The organism is Endozoicomonas sp. SCSIO W0465 (assembly GCF_023716865.1).
Lineage (GTDB): Bacteria > Pseudomonadota > Gammaproteobacteria > Pseudomonadales > Endozoicomonadaceae > Endozoicomonas.
Window position 1 is genome coordinate 4,566,200 of record NZ_CP092417.1, and the last position, 16,560, is coordinate 4,582,759.

Annotated in this window: 17 protein-coding genes; 5 read left to right on the top strand and 12 right to left on the bottom strand. The window is 48.5% G+C overall.

The window, feature by feature from the left end:
• Nucleotides 1-67 precede the first annotated feature (67 nt).
• The gene (locus tag MJO57_RS20575) at nucleotides 68-1,297 is read right to left on the bottom strand and encodes a hypothetical protein (RefSeq protein ID WP_252018331.1); all 1,230 of its coding nucleotides are present in this window, start codon (nucleotides 1,295-1,297) and stop codon (nucleotides 68-70) included.
• A gap of 396 nt (nucleotides 1,298-1,693) precedes the next feature.
• On the opposite strand from MJO57_RS20575, the gene MJO57_RS20580 reads away from it, so the two are divergent.
• Nucleotides 1,694-2,464 carry a hypothetical protein gene (locus MJO57_RS20580; RefSeq protein WP_252018332.1) on the top strand — a complete coding sequence of 257 codons (771 nt, stop codon included), beginning with the start codon at nucleotides 1,694-1,696 and terminating at the stop codon, nucleotides 2,462-2,464.
• Between the two features lie 83 nt (nucleotides 2,465-2,547).
• Here the strand turns inward: MJO57_RS20580 and MJO57_RS20585 are convergent, their stop codons facing one another.
• Together MJO57_RS20585 and MJO57_RS20590 are read right to left on the bottom strand one after the other, a co-directional pair.
• Entirely contained in the window at nucleotides 2,548-2,952 is a 405-nt protein-coding gene (locus tag MJO57_RS20585) for a chalcone isomerase family protein (RefSeq protein WP_252018333.1), read from the bottom strand.
• Between the two features lie 241 nt (nucleotides 2,953-3,193).
• Nucleotides 3,194-4,402, bottom strand: coding sequence for an HlyC/CorC family transporter (locus MJO57_RS20590; protein WP_252027082.1), 1,209 nt, complete (start codon nucleotides 4,400-4,402; stop codon nucleotides 3,194-3,196).
• On the opposite strand from MJO57_RS20590, the gene MJO57_RS20595 reads away from it, so the two are divergent.
• The gene (locus MJO57_RS20595; protein WP_252027160.1) at nucleotides 4,353-4,496 is read left to right on the top strand and encodes a hypothetical protein; all 144 of its coding nucleotides are present in this window, start codon (nucleotides 4,353-4,355) and stop codon (nucleotides 4,494-4,496) included. The two genes, MJO57_RS20590 and MJO57_RS20595, sit on opposite strands and share 50 nt — an antisense overlap.
• Nucleotides 4,497-4,561: 65 nt before the next feature.
• On the opposite strand, the gene MJO57_RS20600 is transcribed toward MJO57_RS20595, so the two are convergent.
• Complete coding sequence (locus tag MJO57_RS20600) at nucleotides 4,562-5,797, bottom strand: YihY family inner membrane protein (protein WP_252018334.1); 1,236 nt, start codon at nucleotides 5,795-5,797, stop codon at nucleotides 4,562-4,564.
• Nucleotides 5,798-5,979: 182 nt separating this feature from the next.
• On the opposite strand from MJO57_RS20600, the gene MJO57_RS20605 reads away from it, so the two are divergent.
• Nucleotides 5,980-6,231: a helix-turn-helix domain-containing protein gene (locus tag MJO57_RS20605; RefSeq protein WP_252018335.1), complete on the top strand. Its 252-nt coding sequence runs from the start codon at nucleotides 5,980-5,982 to the stop codon at nucleotides 6,229-6,231.
• Here MJO57_RS20605 and MJO57_RS20610 read toward each other — a convergent pair.
• The 4 genes from MJO57_RS20610 to MJO57_RS20625 all read right to left on the bottom strand — a co-directional run bounded on the left by MJO57_RS20610 (nucleotide 6,221) and on the right by MJO57_RS20625 (nucleotide 9,807).
• Nucleotides 6,221-6,658: a GtrA family protein gene (locus MJO57_RS20610; protein ID WP_252018336.1), complete on the bottom strand. Its 438-nt coding sequence runs from the start codon at nucleotides 6,656-6,658 to the stop codon at nucleotides 6,221-6,223. The genes MJO57_RS20605 and MJO57_RS20610 overlap by 11 nt on opposite strands.
• Nucleotides 6,655-7,992, bottom strand: coding sequence for a glycosyltransferase family 39 protein (locus MJO57_RS20615; RefSeq protein WP_252018337.1), 1,338 nt, complete (start codon nucleotides 7,990-7,992; stop codon nucleotides 6,655-6,657). The genes MJO57_RS20610 and MJO57_RS20615 overlap by 4 nt, the downstream gene beginning before the upstream one ends.
• Before the next feature lie 119 nt (nucleotides 7,993-8,111).
• A complete protein-coding gene (locus MJO57_RS20620; RefSeq protein WP_252018338.1) occupies nucleotides 8,112-9,167 on the bottom strand; it encodes a glycosyltransferase family 2 protein in 1,056 nt (351 codons plus the stop codon).
• A 58-nt stretch (nucleotides 9,168-9,225) separates the two neighbouring features.
• Nucleotides 9,226-9,807: a DUF4136 domain-containing protein gene (locus MJO57_RS20625; RefSeq protein ID WP_252018339.1), complete on the bottom strand. Its 582-nt coding sequence runs from the start codon at nucleotides 9,805-9,807 to the stop codon at nucleotides 9,226-9,228.
• A 197-nt stretch (nucleotides 9,808-10,004) separates the two neighbouring features.
• Here MJO57_RS20625 and arsC point away from each other — a divergent pair, with 197 nt between their 5' ends.
• On the top strand, nucleotides 10,005-10,352 hold the full coding sequence (gene arsC / locus MJO57_RS20630) for an arsenate reductase (glutaredoxin) (protein WP_252018341.1): 348 nt from the start codon (nucleotides 10,005-10,007) through the stop codon (nucleotides 10,350-10,352).
• 2 nt (nucleotides 10,353-10,354) lie between these two features.
• Nucleotides 10,355-10,729, top strand: coding sequence for a DUF2069 domain-containing protein (locus tag MJO57_RS20635; protein WP_252018343.1), 375 nt, complete (start codon nucleotides 10,355-10,357; stop codon nucleotides 10,727-10,729).
• On the opposite strand, the gene MJO57_RS20640 is transcribed toward MJO57_RS20635, so the two are convergent.
• The 4 genes from MJO57_RS20640 to MJO57_RS20655 form a co-directional block, all read right to left on the bottom strand.
• Nucleotides 10,715-12,778 (bottom strand): hypothetical protein, encoded by a 2,064-nt coding sequence (locus MJO57_RS20640; protein ID WP_252018345.1) that lies wholly within the window; start codon nucleotides 12,776-12,778, stop codon nucleotides 10,715-10,717. The two genes, MJO57_RS20635 and MJO57_RS20640, sit on opposite strands and share 15 nt — an antisense overlap.
• Before the next feature lie 41 nt (nucleotides 12,779-12,819).
• Nucleotides 12,820-13,536, bottom strand: a complete 717-nt coding sequence (gene hda / locus MJO57_RS20645) for a DnaA regulatory inactivator Hda (protein ID WP_252018347.1) — start codon at nucleotides 13,534-13,536, stop codon at nucleotides 12,820-12,822.
• Nucleotides 13,537-13,795: 259 nt separating this feature from the next.
• Nucleotides 13,796-14,872, bottom strand: coding sequence for an AI-2E family transporter (locus tag MJO57_RS20650; RefSeq protein ID WP_252018349.1), 1,077 nt, complete (start codon nucleotides 14,870-14,872; stop codon nucleotides 13,796-13,798).
• A gap of 176 nt (nucleotides 14,873-15,048) precedes the next feature.
• The gene (locus tag MJO57_RS20655; protein ID WP_252018351.1) at nucleotides 15,049-16,521 is read right to left on the bottom strand and encodes an ankyrin repeat domain-containing protein; all 1,473 of its coding nucleotides are present in this window, start codon (nucleotides 16,519-16,521) and stop codon (nucleotides 15,049-15,051) included.
• Nucleotides 16,522-16,560: the final 39 nt, after the last annotated feature.

Here is a 16,560-nt window from a genome sequence, read left to right on the forward strand (position 1 = left end):
TTTCACGATTCAGTATTAGCCACAGAGAGCGACTGATCAAGATTACCAAAAACAGTAAATTCAAAAATCAGGGGATTAGAGATACAGGGGTTGATTCACGCTCATTGTTTTTTACTTTATTCGGTTCTCTTACAAGCAGGACAGCTTGCTTTCCAGCGATTCTTGCTTGTTCTCTATTACCGGTATTCTTAAAAACTGCCTTGTAAGCCCTCTGGTAAGCCTTCTGGTAAGCTTTCCGTTCCTCACGCTGTTCGTAAGCCTTCTGGTAAGCCCGCCCTTTTTCGGACGAACGATAAGCCTTCTGGGAAGCCCTTCTTTTCTCGGACTGTTCGTAAGATTTCCACCAAGCCTTCCCTTTTTCGGACTCACGGTAAGCCTTCTGGTATGCCCTTCTTTTCTCGGACTTTGCGTAAGACTTCCACCAAGCCTTCCCTTTTTCGGACTCACGGTAAGCCTTCTGGTGAGCCTTCCGGCAGGCCTTCCCTTTTTCGGTCTGACGGTAAACCCTCTGGTATTCCTTCTTATAAGCCTTCCGTTTCTCAGACAGTTCGTAAGCCTTTCTTTTCTCGATTTGTTCCCGGGTTCGTTTGGAAACCTCCTGTTTTTCGGGCCGTACGTAAGCCTTAAGGCAAGTCTTTTCATGAGATAGGGTCAGAGATTCACCAGAGCCGTTAGCAGAAGCTTTAAAATCCCACTCATTGCCTGCAGGAGGCGTATTCCGTCGAAGGCACTCACTATTTAATTGAGGGTTAACAAGAGAAAGCCTCACCACTGAGGTGGAACAGGGATCAACAGGGTTTTGATTATTAAACAACGGATTAGCGATTCCACAAGGTTTGTAATGAATATCAGCAACTGACAAGCTTTGTGCGGTTAATGTCGTTAAACCTGAAAGACAGTTTCCAGAGGTGTCTTGCAATGTTGAAATAATTGCAGGATGTTGATCATTTATAGAGTATGAGTCAGAACTCAATTCACCAGCCATACTCCAAACCTGACCAATTCTTAACTCTGATTGCCCGGTAAGGATTTCGATATGTTGGTCGGCTTGTTGGTATAGCCTGAATTCATGTGATAAGTCTAACGGCTCACTTTGTTCCGAAGCGTGAGAAGAAATAATACTAGCTGGCACTTTTTTAAATTTAAAATGAAAATCACTGAATGAGTTATCAAAGCTTCCATCAGATGAAACCAAGGTGTTTAAATAATTGCTTGGTGGAATTTCTTCCACTTGCAGTCCGAATGCTAAAGCACTTTGCTGTGGCCAGCCCCTCGAAGCTGATCGATTGTTCGACATAAAAGATTCATACGCTTTGTGAAACTCAGAACACAAGGAATCTGCATTAATATTCGGATATATCATTGAATAACTGAATTATTGAATAATTGAATTATGAGTTAGGACTGCTCTTTATCTATAAAAGTTCCTCACGAGTTCCTGAACCTGAGAGTTCACAACACAGAAATCAACCTGAAAGCCGGCAATCCATGGCTTTACGTTTAAATTCAGGAGAATAATGTTCACGCTGCGCTGTTACTTTCTACCTCGACATAAACTGTACAATTGTGCTTAACAAGGTGCATTGAGTTATTAAACCACTTCAGTGTTCGGAGGAACCTTTATTAAAATGGGTGGTCTCAAGCTGAAATTAAATATTTCAATATTTCAATATTTCAATATTTCAATATTTCAATGGATAAACCTACCTGTTCTGCTTGTTTTGATACAGCTACCAATCAGCTTTCATATTTTCAAGATCCTGCTTTTTCTCAATCTGCCACATCATGTCAGGCCTTCTCCCGTGACGTTGTGGAAGTAGCTAATATTCTATGCGCTATGCGTACTGATAAAACGACTAAACACTTTCTTCAGCAGCCAACGGTATCAATTGCTACTGTTACCACTCAACTAAATGGTGAACTGCATCAACAAAATACACCTCCTGCAGACAATGAGCTGAATGTTAAAGTTTCTGCTTGCAGCTCGGGTGAATATCTGACCATCTCCCATGGTAAGAATTATCAGACGGATTACGTAAAAGCCGAAAAACGTAAGGCTTCCAGACGAGCCTGGGCACAGTCCGAGAAAGGGAAGGCTTACCGAAAGGCTTACGCACGGTCCGAAAAAGCGAAGGCTTACCATAAGGCTTACGCACAGTGCGAGAAACGAAAGGCTTCAAAACGAGCGTATGAGCAGTCTGAGAAACGGAAGGCTTTAAAACGAGCTTACGAACAGTCCGAGAAACGGCAGGCTTACAAACAGTCCGAGAAAAGGAGGGCTTGTCAGAAGGCTTACGCACAGTCCGAGAAAGGGAAGGCTCAACAAAGGGCTTACGCACAATCCAAAAAAGGGAGAGCTTATCAGAGAGCTTACCGAGAAGTTTATAAAACGACTGGTGATAGAGAACAAGCTAAAGTCGCTGGTAAACGCGCTTCCGCCCTCGCACGAGATGAAATAGTCTAATGGCTTGGAGTGCCTCGTTAGCAACCTCGCTAAAACCATTATTCAAGCATCAATAGCCCTGTGTTCATCTATTTCACTCCAGGCTATTCCCCAATAAGCTGTTGCCGGAGTTCCGGATAGGCGGTATTGTCTGAAAGCCAGATATCCAGGAAGGTTCTGGCCAGCTGCATATCCTTCGTCTGGCCCAGAAAATCATTACCAAAATAGAAGCGCCCACCAGCCCCCGTCAGGACAAAAACCAGACGATCACCCTCTCGAACCCCCTTCCATATTCTGCCTAACTCCTGAATCCAACGTTTTCTGGTTTTACGGGAAACCCCCAGATGGGCAAACTGCTCATCTGTTGCCGAGAGCAATCGTTTCTTACTGATCTTTCGCCGATAGTCTATGAGCAGCGCTGTGCCCGTGGCATGAGGCTTATCAGTGTCATAGAAGCCGGAAGGCGTTTTCAACTGGGCATCATAAATATCCCAAAAACCCCATTTCAACGTTGAATACCCGACAGTCTTCCACCCGGTCCAGACAGGATAATCATTTTTATCATGAGCTACGTTCTGGGCAAGACACTGTACAAAAAACAGGGGCACCACAAGAGCTAATAGAACTGAAAGTTCCAAAAGACAGTTAACTAAGAAGCGAACTCCATTTTGATGCATGGCGAATCCTGTGCCTTGTTATAATAATTTCCACCGATTATACGACCAAATCCACCAAAAGGATCCTTGAAAATTATTTTGCCATAAACATCCGGACGCTCTTGATCCGATTATCTTTTACCTGAAGTATCTCAAAGCGGCAGTTATTGATTTTCCAGCACACACTGGCCTCAGGAATCGCTTCCATCTCTTCCGTGATCAGACCATTAATGGTACGGGCATCGTCGGTTGGCAGATCCCAGCCCAGCGCTTTGTTTACATCACGAATGGAAGCCGAACCATCAATGATATAGCTGCCATCCCCCTGGGGCGTGATATCCTGGCTACTGTCAGAGACGTCGGTGGTAAAGTCGCCCACAATCTCTTCAAGAATATCTTCCAGAGTGACCAGCCCCATAATGTCACCGTATTCATCCACAACCAGGGCTGTTCTCTCCTTGGCCTTCTGGAAATTAAACAGCTGAGTATGCAGAGGCGTGGATTCGGGGATGTAATAAGGCTCAGCCGTTTCCTGCAACAGTGTCGCCTTGTTGACCTCTTCCAGAGTCAGCAGACGGGCTATCTTGCGCATATGAAGCATACCGACAATATTGTTGATATCACCGCGATAAACCGGCATGCGGGTATGCTGACAGTCTCTTAACTGATGAATGATCGCTTTGATATCGTCCTCAATGTCGATACCGTAGACATCATTTCTCGGCACCATTATGTCATCAACACGCACTTTCTCCAGGTCAAGTATGCCCAGCAACATGCCACGACGCTTCTTCGGCAGACGTAGCCCGGACTCATTCACCAGCGTTCGCAACTCTTCACTGGTCAACTGATCCTCACCATCCTCACCCGGCCGTATACCAAAAGGCCTCATCAATAGCGAACAGATCCAGTTAACCAGCACAACCACCGGATAAAGAACCTTCAACAGAGGAACCAGCACCACGGATGCGGGAAAGGCCACCTTTTCCGGATACAAGGCAGCTATCGTCTTTGGTGTTACTTCGCCAAAAATCAGCACAACAAAGGTCAAACCCAGTGTGGCAATAGCAATACCACTGTCACCCCAGAGACGAACCGCAATAATGGTTGCCAGGGCAGAGGCCAGAATGTTGACAAAATTATTGCCGATCAGAATGACCCCGATCAACCGATCCGGCCTGTCCAGCAGGCTACTGGTTCTTTTTGCTGCCCGGTTACCTTTTCGGGCGAGATGCCTCAGGCGATAGCGGTTAATGGCCATCATCCCGGTTTCAGAACTGGAAAAAAATGCAGAGAACAGCAGGAGGAAAACGAGTGCGCCAATTAATGCGCTTAAAGGTGCTTCACTCAACGATTTGTCGCCTTTTGTCAGAAAAAATGCAAGTAAATCTGTCTGATTTTACTCGCTTCAGAGCGAAGTCCCAAGCCCGGTTGTCTGGCACTGATAAAAGCCTGTTAATGGTCATCTGGACAGTAATTGATCCAGCGAACAATCCAGCGCTTCCTGCCGGGCGCTGTTGGCTGCCTGCAGCCGCTTAATCAAGTCAGATAACCAGTTCGGGTCATCAGCAATAAGAATATTCCGGAGCTGCTCATCCTGAGGCATCGACCAGGGCAACTGCTCACAGAACGCAAACAGGCTGACCCGTCGAAGATCCCTGGCAAGAATCCATTCTCCGCCATCATTCTTGCTGATCAACCCCATGGCCATTAGCCGGGCGGTATGACACTCCCAATCATCAAGAGAAACCGGTAAATCACGCTTCTGCAGATCGGCGTAATGCAACCCCTGCCCCTCCACGAACTTTTCCTGCAAGTGCTTAAGGATTAACAAGATCGAAATTAACGGGTGCGGACGTTCACCCCGGGCTTGTTTGCCATAAAGATCCAGGGATCGAACCAATACTGCGCCCAGCAGTACCATCAGCCAGCTCAGATACACCCAGAGCAGAAACAGAGGCACAGCGGCAAAAGCACCGTAAATAAGATGATAGGTAGGCGACAATGTAATAAATAAGGTAAAGCCAACCTTGGCCAACTCAACCAGAATGGCAACAAAGACTGCACCGGCCAGCGCATGTCGAAGCGACACCTTCCTGTTAGGAACAGCCATATACAGCAAGGTAAGCACTAATGTACTGAGAAAAACGGGCATAAGGCGCAAAAGCCACTGCTCTCCCCCCAGAATGGCTGTGGTATCAGAAACCAGCTTGACGGAAGCCAGATAGGAAGTCGCAAGAAAGCCGACACTGAGTAGAACAGGCCCCAGACTGAGTATGGCCCAATACAGCAGAAAGCCGGACATGCCACGGCGCACATGCGTCACCTGCCAGATATTATTCAACGCCTTATCAATGGTTCTCAGCATCAGAAAGGAAGTGACCAGCAGGAAAGCGATACCAATACCGGTTAATTTTCTTGCCTGCTTGGAAAAATCGTTCAGATAGGATTGAACCATCTCCCCCGTAGAAGGAACAAAACTCTCAAAAATAAAGTTCTGAATGGTATCTCCAACATCCTGAAGACTGGGCACCGCTGAAAGGATGCTGTAGGTCACCGTCATCAATGGCACGACAGCAAACAGCGTCGTATAGGTCAGTGCGGCTGCATTTTCAATGCAGTGGTTATCCAGAAAGCGTTTAATAACCCCTGTGACAAAGTTCCGGAACGGTGTCCAGAATTGCAGATCTGTGGTCATAGAGAAACCCCTGCCATGAGGATTACCCATCTTACCTGATCACCCGATCAAAAGCCTCTTTTAGCCGCTGCAAACCGGATATTACCTGAACCGTTCACCAAAACCTCAACAAAGGGCATGATAACTTTGCCAGTAAACACCCGTTCAATCAGCCACATGCCAAAGAAGCTTCACGCACGTTCATGCTGGCCCACAACCCCTACTTCAGCAAAAATCACTACAGGAAAGTAGTGGACGTGGAGGTCAACTCCGGTCATCTGCCTGCTGAAATGCACGACACGATGCTGGAAACTGCCTATGCCTTTGCCCAGTCCAACACGGATGAAAACGGCTTTAATAAGGCAACCAATATGACCAGATTTTTCCGCCGTCATACACAGCTGTCACCCAGGCAATTCAGACTTCTCTGCCGCCAGAACGAACTCAATGGCTAAACACCCAGTGGGAACTCAGGCAATAGTTACTCAGCGTACCAGCCAGCATGCCAACGAACAGGGCCACATAGACCATTAACCAGCCTGTACCGGCCAGCACCAGCACCAGCTGGAAGGCCAACAGGTTGGGAATGGCCGAAAGGCACGCAGACGCCATGTGCCGACCCCACTGGCATAACCAGTTTCCCCTGGAATATCCATCAAAAGAACAGTCATCAAAAGTAAAAGTTCGGTTACCGACCCAGGTCACCGTCGCCGCTACCAGAAATGCCAGCCCCCTGGCTTCCATGGCATTCAGGTGAAATACCCTCAATCCTGCAATAAAAACCAGCAGATCAAACAGAAAACCAAGAGCGCCGACACAGGCAAATTTAACCAGACCCGACCGGGCTTTGCCCCATTTCCACAGCAACCGGAGTTGCCTCACAACCCATAACCACAGTGATAAAGAGCACGACCGCTTTGTGCCATGTATTGCAACTGACAGTGCAGGTTTTCATGGGTAATCAGCTGCGTAACCTGAGCACCACGCCCGATTAGTTGAAAGCTACCCGCAACGTTGGTGGCAGAGCGGGCATCAGCCAGAATACCGGCCCGCCCATGGCTATAAAATCGCCCTGAAAAAGGCCGACTGCCCAGGTAGTAAACAGGATCTTTGTCGTTTGTTTTTTCGATAAGCACCTTATCGCTCCAACGTTCGCTCCTATCACCCAGCAGAACCAGGTGACAGGCAAGAATAAGCACCGGTACGATACTCGCAAGGGCAGGCACCCAGAGCGACCGTGCAAAGCCCCCGGGTAACAAAATCACCACCAGCTGGGCCATTGCCGGGACACCGGGCAGAACATAGGTTGGCAGAATATTGCCCGCAAACGAGAAGAGCATCAGAGGTGCAAGCATCCATAACAGCAGAAAACTGATAATCGGACCATCCTTCTCCCGAAGTACATACCGTTCAGGATGCCTAAACCAATGTCGTCTGTACCAGAACAACACAAGCAGTACTACAGACCAGGGAAGTCCTGCCAGCAGCCAGAAAAACCAGATCATCCCCCGGGTGTGTTCATGGGCATCACCGTAGAGATCACCGGCCCAGTCACTGACCATAAACCGGTTGAAATGCTCGCCAATAATAAAGTAGCTGAGAAATCCCGGCGTTGCCTGTTCTGCCATCAGATACCATGGCAGGGCAATCACCAGCATTAGCAGTACGCCGGACACGATTGGAAAGCGCAGCCATAAAACGACCAATGACTTCTTTATACCGTGTTGAAGAACAAGCCAGGGAACAACTGCCAATCCCGCCAAGACGATAATCAACGGTCCTTTTGCAAGTAACCCCACTGACAGCCCAATAAATCCAATATAACCCCATGCCAGCTCCCCCTGCCAGCAGCGATAAAATCCCGTCATCGCCAATACCATTCCCAGGGTGAGTACCATATCGGTCATCACCGCACCGGTTGACCACAGAAAAATACCGGAAGTCGTTATCAGCACACTGGTTTTCAGTCCACTGAAGCCCAGCTTTCGGGCAAATGAAGCCATCAGCAGAATGACCAGCAGTGCAGCAAGCCAGTGTGGAAAACGTACCGCAAACTCCGTGACACCAAACAGCTCAATGCCCGCAGCACTCATCCAGGTGAATAGCGGCGGCTTGCCCCAGAATGGCACGCCATAATCAAACTGCGGTGTCAGCCAGTTACCCGTCTCCACCATTAATCGGGCCATTTCACTGTAGCGAGCTTCCGTCGTATCCATCAAAGGAATTGTACCCAGTGAGAACAGGCGAATGCCCGGGGCTGCCAGCAAAGTTATCCATACAGGCCGCCACAAAAGCCGCCACGGATTCAACCACCGAATCAGCATCGTTGTTTGATTCATGCCACATGCCTGGCCACAGACCTGAGTGCTGATCTTTTCACAACTGCCGTTTTTTTTGTCACATCCTGCGTCAAGTAGAGTGGCCGCCCTTTGGTTTCAATAAAAATACGGCCAATGTACTCCCCCAACAGACCGACACTGAGCAGCTGAATACCGCCAAGCCCAAGCTGTACCACCATCAGGGAGGGATACCCCGTCACTACCTCGCCGAAAAGCAGGGTTTTGACAATAACAGCAGAACCATAAAAAAAGGCACTCAGAGCAATCAGAGTACCCAGCACCGTGGCCAGCCGCAGCGGCCTGATGGAAAAAGAAGTAATGCCATCAGCAGCCAGTCCCAGTAGCTTGAAAAAGTTCCATTTGGTTTCACCACAGAAACGGGGATCACGATCGAAGAGAACGTTGGTCTGACGATAGCCAGGCCAGGAAAAAATCCCTTTCATATAGCGGTTTTTTTCCGGCATCTGATTGATATGGTCCACTACCTGTCGATCCAGCAGACGGAAATCACCAACATTTTCCGGTATATCCGAGTGGGCCATCGCGTTCAGCAATCGGTAATAAACCGCTGCAGAAAATCGTTTGAGCCACCTTTCCCCCTGCCGTTTTCGCCGTTGCATATTGACCACATCAAAGCCCCGGCGCCAGGTATCCAGCATGGATGGAATCAGTTCCGGCGGGTCCTGAAGATCCGCATCAAGAAGCACGACAGCCGCACCGCTCGAATGCTCCAGACCTGCCGACATCGCCGCTTCTTTACCAAAATTACGACTCAGGCGAATACACAACACATCACAGACGGTAGGAGAAAATGACTGGATAATATCGAAGCTGCGGTCACAGCTGCCATCATCGATATAGAGAATTTCCGACACTATATCCAGCGTTTCATTCAGCGTTTCAAGAACAGGTACCAAACGACGATGAAATTCTGAAAGCACCGCCTCTTCGTTATAAAAGGGAATGATAACAGAAAGCGCAATGCCGCTTTGTCTGGTACTGGTTCTGGCAGAACTTTCTGAAGAAGGACTCAGCCCGGAATACTGACCCATGATTGATCAACTGGTGACTATCTGGTGATAAGGATAGTCCCGACTGAGTGAAATTCACTCACTTTTCCGGCCTTGGAAACCCCTCAAGAATACTGGCCACCGCCTCGTTAATCCGCACCGTTCGCTGTTCCGGAGAGAGATTTTCCTGAATTCTGGCCCTGGAGCGCCCACGCCAGATCACCTGCCTGGTTTCCGGATCAATAATGTCAATAATCAGAGAGCCTTCTTCGTATTCCTGAACCCGACTATCAGTACTGAAACCAAGCCCCCAAGGACTGAAGCCATAACCGAAAGAAGTGGTCACTTGTCGTTCTTCTCTCCGGGTTTTCCGGCTGGTAATGTAATTGACCAGAAAATCGACGTCCGTTTTATCTGAGTCAACACGTTGGAACCCCCGGGTAGCCAGTATACTATTCACGGCATTGTGCACTCGCTGATCCATCAGGGCTTCAACGTGATATCCCGGTTTTTGGGATTTCACTCTGTCATCAAGTGCAGGCTCAATCCAGCGGTAAACGGTCATTCCTGTCAGTGAACGCTCAGTATCGTAGTCCCAATCTACGTTCCGGGATGCACACCCTGCCAAAATAACGGTCAAAAGCACTACAACAGTGCCGGGTATTTTTCTTACCATAGACATACACTCTCTCCTGAGCCTTTATTCAGTATTTTCAGGACTTTTGCCACCATTCGATCAGGCTTGTCGCCAATAGCATCATGCCATTGACTGACTTTATATCCGACACCTATTACAAATGATTTGCAGAGAATCCACAGAGATTGGTAGGCTTTGCGGAAAATATCTATAGTTCTTGAAACGTACCAGGCAAGGTCACCATGAGCGCTACTATCTTTCATAACCCACGCTGTTCAAAATCCCGGCAAACCCTGACCATTCTGGAAGAACAGGGAATCACTCCTGAGGTGGTTTTGTATCTGGAAACCCCACCGGATGCAGGTCAGCTGAAAACCATTCTGGGCAAACTGGGCATCAATGCCCGTGACCTGCTGCGTAAGGGTGAACAGGAGTTCAAGGATAATAACCTCAGCGATCCATCCCTGACGGAAGAGCAACTGATCAACTTTATGTGCGAGTTTCCCAGGTTGATTGAGCGCCCCATTGTGGTCAATGGTGAAAAAGCCAGAATTGGCCGCCCCCCTGAGTCCGTGCTTGAGATTCTCTGACCATGCCCCAAAAAATCAACCAGGCTAACCGGATCTACCAAGTCTGCCTGGCACTCTATGCCGGACTGATTCTCTCTCTGCTGGCAGAAACCTGGTGGTTGAATCCTCCACAAGGTTCGATCGTTGGCATCTCCGCCCTGCAGCTACTGCCTTTACTACTGCCGCTTCCCGGCCTTCTGAAGCGTGGTCTGAGAGCTGCATCCTGGCTCTGCTTTATTCTTTGCTTTTATTTTATCAGTGGCGTTCTTGATGCCTGGTTCAGGCCTGAACAACCTCAGGGCTGGCTGATCACCGGATTCAGCGTACTGTTATTCATTGGTTCCATGATGTTCATACGCTGGCAGGCTCAGGTGAACAGATCCTTAGCGGAGAGTTAGGACCGACTCAGGCGCACTCCCTTTTCGGTCAGAGTCTGATGATAACGTCAACTCAATATGTCCGGAAACCATTCCAGTCCGGCTAATTTCATGTTTCAGGTAGTCGTATCTGGCTTTTTGCAGATTCGCTATTTGATCAGGCGTCTTTGGCCAGTTTTTCAGCAACCAGGTTTCGGCTTCCTCAACTCTCTGCTCGTGCGACTGCCCACCCACTTCAGGAATTTTCTGATGCCAGCGCGTAGCCAGATACATTTGCTCCAGAAGTGACGCCCGCTTCCCGGGCGGAATCGTCATCACGTCAGCGGGTTCCGCTGAACGGGTCGCTGAGTATAACTCCAGCAACGCCTCTTCCAGCTCATGACGGGACAGTTCTGGCCAATCTCTGGATTCAGAAACCCCCACTTCAATCAGCACGCGTAACTGAGGTCTCTGGGAGAGCACGTTGACAAGACTTTCCAGGTTTGCCCGGGATCGCTTCGTTAATGCCGTTTTACCGGCTTCATGATGAAGCACGGGTTCAAGCACATGCCCGGTGGCATGGAAAAGGTAGTCAAAGGGTGTCCTGGCCATTGCCATCAAACGTTGCTCAACCGCCAGATGGATACGCTCCGGTAATGATGTATTGGATTGACCGGGCTTAATGGCAAAAGGGATCGCCGCTTTACCCGATTTATCCGTTATCAGTGCTGCTAATGAATGGATGGATGAAACCGGTAAGGCATTTGCCACCTTTTTTGTCTGCCAGTTTGAAATATCAACCTGACCGGTATGGCATTGGCTATGGTAACTCAGATCAAATTGAGTACCCCGCCAATTGTAACCGGCGAAGACTGAATAGTCAGTCAAAGGCCCTGCCAGACGGGCACTGTTAAGCTGAAAGGCATAATCATTAGCCGAGCCGGATAATTGACCACTCAACTGAAAATCCCCGACATTGGCCAGCACCCCTCTGGCCTGATAGGTTCGGGAATCTTTTTCTTTACCTTTTTTCGAACCGGCATCGGTAAACAGGCGCCCATTCACGTGTTCAAATATCCAGTGTGAATGACTACTGCCAAATTCCAGACGACTGTCGTTGATAGAGAGTGAAGTAATAACCGCAAAAATGGTGTGTATTGATTGAATCGGAAAAACTTCTCCTGTCAGTGTTTCGGGCACCCTCACATCAAGACCTGAAATGGACAATTCTGCGGTAGATTGTGCAGGATCATCGCCATAAAATTGCACGTTACTCAGTTGCCACCGTTGCCATTCGGCAGATATTCCCGGCAATTTTCCTGACAATAACAGCTGCCCACTTTGCCCTTGCGCATTGCCTTTCAAGGTTAAGCCTGCCTGCTTATCCCAGGACAGCGATAATGTCCCATTCATGGTCCCAAGACCATCATTGGGAAAAAGCTCATTGTTAAGCGTTGGCAATACTTCAGGTAAAACGGCCTTAACCAGCGTCAACAAAGACAGTTTGACTAACCTGACCTCACCATTGAGTAATCCTTCACTGACCTGATAAGAACCGGAGAAGCTCCAGTTGTCAGCATTCTGGTTATCCAGCTGAATCGTTAGTCTGCTACCATCGGCTTGTGCAACAGTCAGTTGATCAAAGCCCAGCGACTGATCGATTCCGGTAAATGAAAGGCTGCCACGGTTAACCGTCAACACCCGGAACCAGCCTGGCAAAGCAGAGACAAGCCGTTCCGGATCAATAGCGATATTGGCACGATCAAGTTCAATCGCACTGAGTAATTCGCTGTTTTCTCCCAGCCAGGGTTCCCACCAGTGTTGATATTTCAAAACAAAACGCAATCGCTCTGCACTGATCTGAACACCCTGTAGCTCAAACTCAACATTATTAACCGAGAGTGTTCGCTGCCACGGATCAAAAACAACGTCTTTATCGAGAAAGCGTTGCCCGGTCTGCTGGTTCAGGCTGTTCAGAACCCGATCAGATACCTGGGCAAGCCACAGCCAACCAGAAATACCAAGGATGCCCAGAAGAGCAAGCCCGGCAAGCGCAACGGACTGAATACGACCCATTTTTCTCAACGACATGGAGCAGTTCCGAACCTGATGACCATTCCTTTACCCCGGGCTCACCATCTCATGACTTCCTTAACAAAGGGAATAGTGAGCTTGCGTTTGGCACGCAGGGATGCACTGTCCAGTTTCTGCAATAAGGCAAACAGGTTGCCCATATCCCGGGAGCCACGATGAATAATAAAACGGGCAACGTCATCACTCAGGTCAAAGCCACGGTAATGAGCCCGGAGTTTGAGCGCTGAAACTTTGTCCTGATCATCCAGAGGGTGCACCTGAAAGACCAATCCCCAGCCAAGGCGGGACACCAGATCCTGAAGTTGAATACCCAGCGCTCTGGGAGGATTATCGGCCGCTACCAGAAAACGGGTTCTGGAGTCTCTGAGACGATTAAACAGGTCAAACAGCGCCTCTTCCCACTCATCGATACCGGCTACTTCGCCAATATCGTCAAGACAAACCAGCTGCAGACGCTCAATGCCTTCCAAAAGCTTCGGAGAGTAGTGAACCAGCTCTTTCATCGGCAGATAAATGCTTCTGCCGCTGCGACGGTCCACCTGATGACAAGCAGCCTGAAGCAGATGGCTGCAGCCGACGCCTTTGGGTCCATAGAGAAAAATAAACTGCTCGGATTCGATGCCGGGAACCGATCTATCCATATCCAGAAGATTGACCAGCGTTTCATTGCGCCCACTGTAGAAGTTGGCGAACGTAGCATCGTCTCTTAACTGGACACTGAGCGGTAGCTGCACCGGCAAACTCATAATGGACATGGAATCCGTAGACTCTGTAAATAGTGTGTGAGTTCTCTTTTCTGGTCACGTCGTTACTGTCAATCAACAGCTCTGATACTGACAGCAGAAACTGCAACGTTACAAAAGACAGGAACACAATAAAACCGTTCAATTATCAACCGGTATTGACTGATATCAATGGATCAGTCAATAAATCGGCTGCAGTCCTGTTTTGCAACTGCTTGTACCATATATGGACTGTTATTTAAAAGAAAAAGAATATTACAGCAAATGTGCATCACTCTTTCTCTTCAGCCCCGGCACGATAAAGGTCACTGGCCTTATAGTTTCTATGCAGGTGGCGCAAGAGTACCATAATTATGGCGGCCATGGGCAGGGCGATGAGCATGCCGACAAAGCCAAACAGCTGACCTCCGGCCATCAAGGCAAAAATCACCGCCACCGGGTGCAAGCCAATTTTGTCCCCCACCAGCAGTGGCGTCAGTACCCAGCCTTCCAATGCCTGCCCCACCATGAAGACAACAACAACCAGCCCCATTCCCATATAACCGTCAAACTGAAAAAGTGCCACAACCAGCGCCGCAGCAAACCCCAGAACAAATCCCATATAAGGGATAATGCTGGCCAGACCGGCCAGCATGCCAATCAGGATAGCGAACTGCAGGCCGATCATGGTCAGTCCCAGACTGTAAATGACCCCAAGTGCCAGCATGACCATCAGTTGGCCCTTGAGAAAGGCGCCCAGTACTTCATCGCACTCATTTACCAGAGTAACAGCCACAGGCTCGACATTGCGGGGCAACATCATTTTCAGGTTAGCCATCATCTTGTCCCAGTCACGCAACAGATAAAACGTCACCACGGGAATAAGCAGCAGATTGGCCACAAACCCAATCAACGCAATGGAGGACCTGGACACAGAAATACCAAAACTGGCCAGCAGCCCACCGGCCTTCTGCCATTGCCCAGCCAGCCGTTTGGAGATTTCAGCAAAATCAAATAGGGAGGAATCAATCTCAATATATTTCTGAATGTATGGAATTACATTTGTCTCAATCCAGGCTTCCCACACCGGCAGCAAATGAATGACCGTTTTGATCTGATGGACCAGGGTTGGAATCACCACCAATAACGCCGTAATCACTATGCCAAAGATCAGCAAAAAGACGCAGACTACCGACAGGGTTCTGGACAGCCCTTTTGATTCAAGCCAGTCAGTCAATGGGTCACCAAGATAAGCCAGCACCATACTGACGACAAAGGGCGTCAGTACCGGCCCAAGAAAATGAACGACCAGAAAAGCTGCCAGCGCGACAGCGGCAACCATATAACGCTGATGAAGCGTAAGATTCATCGTAAAGTCCTTATGTAGCAACACCGTGCAATTTATACCCAAAAGATTTGGAGCTGTCCCCGGCGGCAAACGAGCGAATCTCCGGCAGCCTGTAACAGGTGACCGGGCTGGCGACCCAGGGAGCAAGGGGCAGCCAACGCTAAAACTGTCACTTCAAAGGCCATGGGTATGTCTGCCTATTCCCAGCCAGTTTCATGAAAACCATCACCCGAATCAACCCGGGACCGGCTGTCACTTGTCCAGATAAGACCTTCAGAATATTCAGGTTCATTAAAGGCCAGAAACTCGTCCTCGTTGTCCAGAAGTATGGGTAACTGAAACCTGGCGCAATAGTTTTTCAAACATTCAGGCAGGGGCAGCCGATTATAATCACAATCCGACATCTGTTGTTGAATGACCCGGCGACATTGACTTTTCAGAGAAAAAAAAGCATCAGATAGTTCCGGAGATAAAAATCCCCCAAATCTGTCTTTTAACAATCGTAATACCGTCTTTTCTTGAGAAACAGGAACACCCGTTAGTACATAACATTGATTGATGTCCCTGAAGGATAAATACTTCTTCGGCATTTTGTCGTACAAACACCTGAGTACGGATTCATTCCCACGCGTAGCTGCAAGCAAAAAAACCAGCCCTTCATTTTGACAGGTCGCTTTTTCCCAGCCTTCATCAAGCAAAATTCGAATATACTCAGAGAACTTATTCTTGATGGCAACTATAAGCGGAAACCAGTAATTCCTGTCACATTGATCAACAGGAGCGCCATGTTCAAGCAGCAACGCCAGGAGATCGGGCCTTTCAGTACCCTCATCACTGACCAGTATATTGAGGGCTGACAAACCTAACCGATTAACCAATTTCACATCGGCCTGATAACCAAGCAACAATCGGATGAGATCCTCATTCTTTATCTTGCAAGCCTTCATCAAGCTCGTCCAGCCATTCACATCCGGGGCATCAACGTTTGCCCCTGAACGCAACAGCAGATCAGCAGCATCGACATAGCCTTTTTGTACCGCTATGTGCAAGGCATTCAAACCGAAGACTTTATTAATCTCAACCCCTTCAACCGTGAGTATAATCCGGGCCAGCTCCAGGAAATTATTTTCAATCGCCAGCATTAAAGGCGTGTACCGATTCCGGAAAGCGTTGCCGGTTATCTCCATATTTATATCCAGCAAGGGCTCGTTGATTAACGATTGGACCGCTTCAACATCATTACTTTCGATAGCGGACAGGAGATATCCGGCAACAATATCTCCTTCACTGGTTACATCAGACTTCCAGCTCTGTTCACTATTTGAATCAGTTTCCCAGCTCTGTTGTTTTGCTTCCCACAGCGGAAAAATACCAGTCATCATCTTTTTGTCACACCCTGAGGGCACAATGGATGCGCAGGAGCAAGACGTAAAATCGGGTAATGATACCGATCTTCTGACAGGCTGACTGATCTCTGCAAAGGTATTATTCAAGCCAAGACTGCCAGAGGTCTTTTCCAGAGACCAAAGCGACCGGTTAAAACAGGATAATGCCTTGATTCTTTTTCTGGCTACAGGGGCTGCAAAATCTGCTTCCCCGACACTGTCTTGACGATGCAGGTAACTCCAACCTGTCGGGTAAGAATGGTCATTACTTTTCACATAGGCCACCGAATAATGTATCTCTTGAACAACGAATCAGTCGATAGC

What these genes read in the sequence shown, in the direction of transcription:
- MJO57_RS20580 (WP_252018332.1), top strand. Translation starts at nt 1,694, where the DNA reads ATGGATAAACCTACCTGTTCTGCTTGTTTTGATACAGCTACCAATCAG.
- MJO57_RS20575 (WP_252018331.1), bottom strand. Translation starts at nt 1,297, where the DNA reads ATGTCGAACAATCGATCAGCTTCGAGGGGCTGGCCACAGCAAAGTGCT.
- hda (WP_252018347.1), bottom strand. Translation starts at nt 13,536, where the DNA reads ATGTCCATTATGAGTTTGCCGGTGCAGCTACCGCTCAGTGTCCAGTTA.
- MJO57_RS20595 (WP_252027160.1), top strand. Translation starts at nt 4,353, where the DNA reads ATGGCCATCATCCCGGTTTCAGAACTGGAAAAAAATGCAGAGAACAGC.
- MJO57_RS20640 (WP_252018345.1), bottom strand. Translation starts at nt 12,778, where the DNA reads ATGTCGTTGAGAAAAATGGGTCGTATTCAGTCCGTTGCGCTTGCCGGG.
- MJO57_RS20605 (WP_252018335.1), top strand. Translation starts at nt 5,980, where the DNA reads ATGCTGGCCCACAACCCCTACTTCAGCAAAAATCACTACAGGAAAGTA.
- MJO57_RS20635 (WP_252018343.1), top strand. Translation starts at nt 10,355, where the DNA reads ATGCCCCAAAAAATCAACCAGGCTAACCGGATCTACCAAGTCTGCCTG.
- MJO57_RS20615 (WP_252018337.1), bottom strand. Translation starts at nt 7,992, where the DNA reads ATGGATACGACGGAAGCTCGCTACAGTGAAATGGCCCGATTAATGGTG.
- MJO57_RS20600 (WP_252018334.1), bottom strand. Translation starts at nt 5,797, where the DNA reads ATGACCACAGATCTGCAATTCTGGACACCGTTCCGGAACTTTGTCACA.
- MJO57_RS20650 (WP_252018349.1), bottom strand. Translation starts at nt 14,872, where the DNA reads ATGAATCTTACGCTTCATCAGCGTTATATGGTTGCCGCTGTCGCGCTG.
- arsC (WP_252018341.1), top strand. Translation starts at nt 10,005, where the DNA reads ATGAGCGCTACTATCTTTCATAACCCACGCTGTTCAAAATCCCGGCAA.
- MJO57_RS20620 (WP_252018338.1), bottom strand. Translation starts at nt 9,167, where the DNA reads ATGGGTCAGTATTCCGGGCTGAGTCCTTCTTCAGAAAGTTCTGCCAGA.
- MJO57_RS20625 (WP_252018339.1), bottom strand. Translation starts at nt 9,807, where the DNA reads ATGTCTATGGTAAGAAAAATACCCGGCACTGTTGTAGTGCTTTTGACC.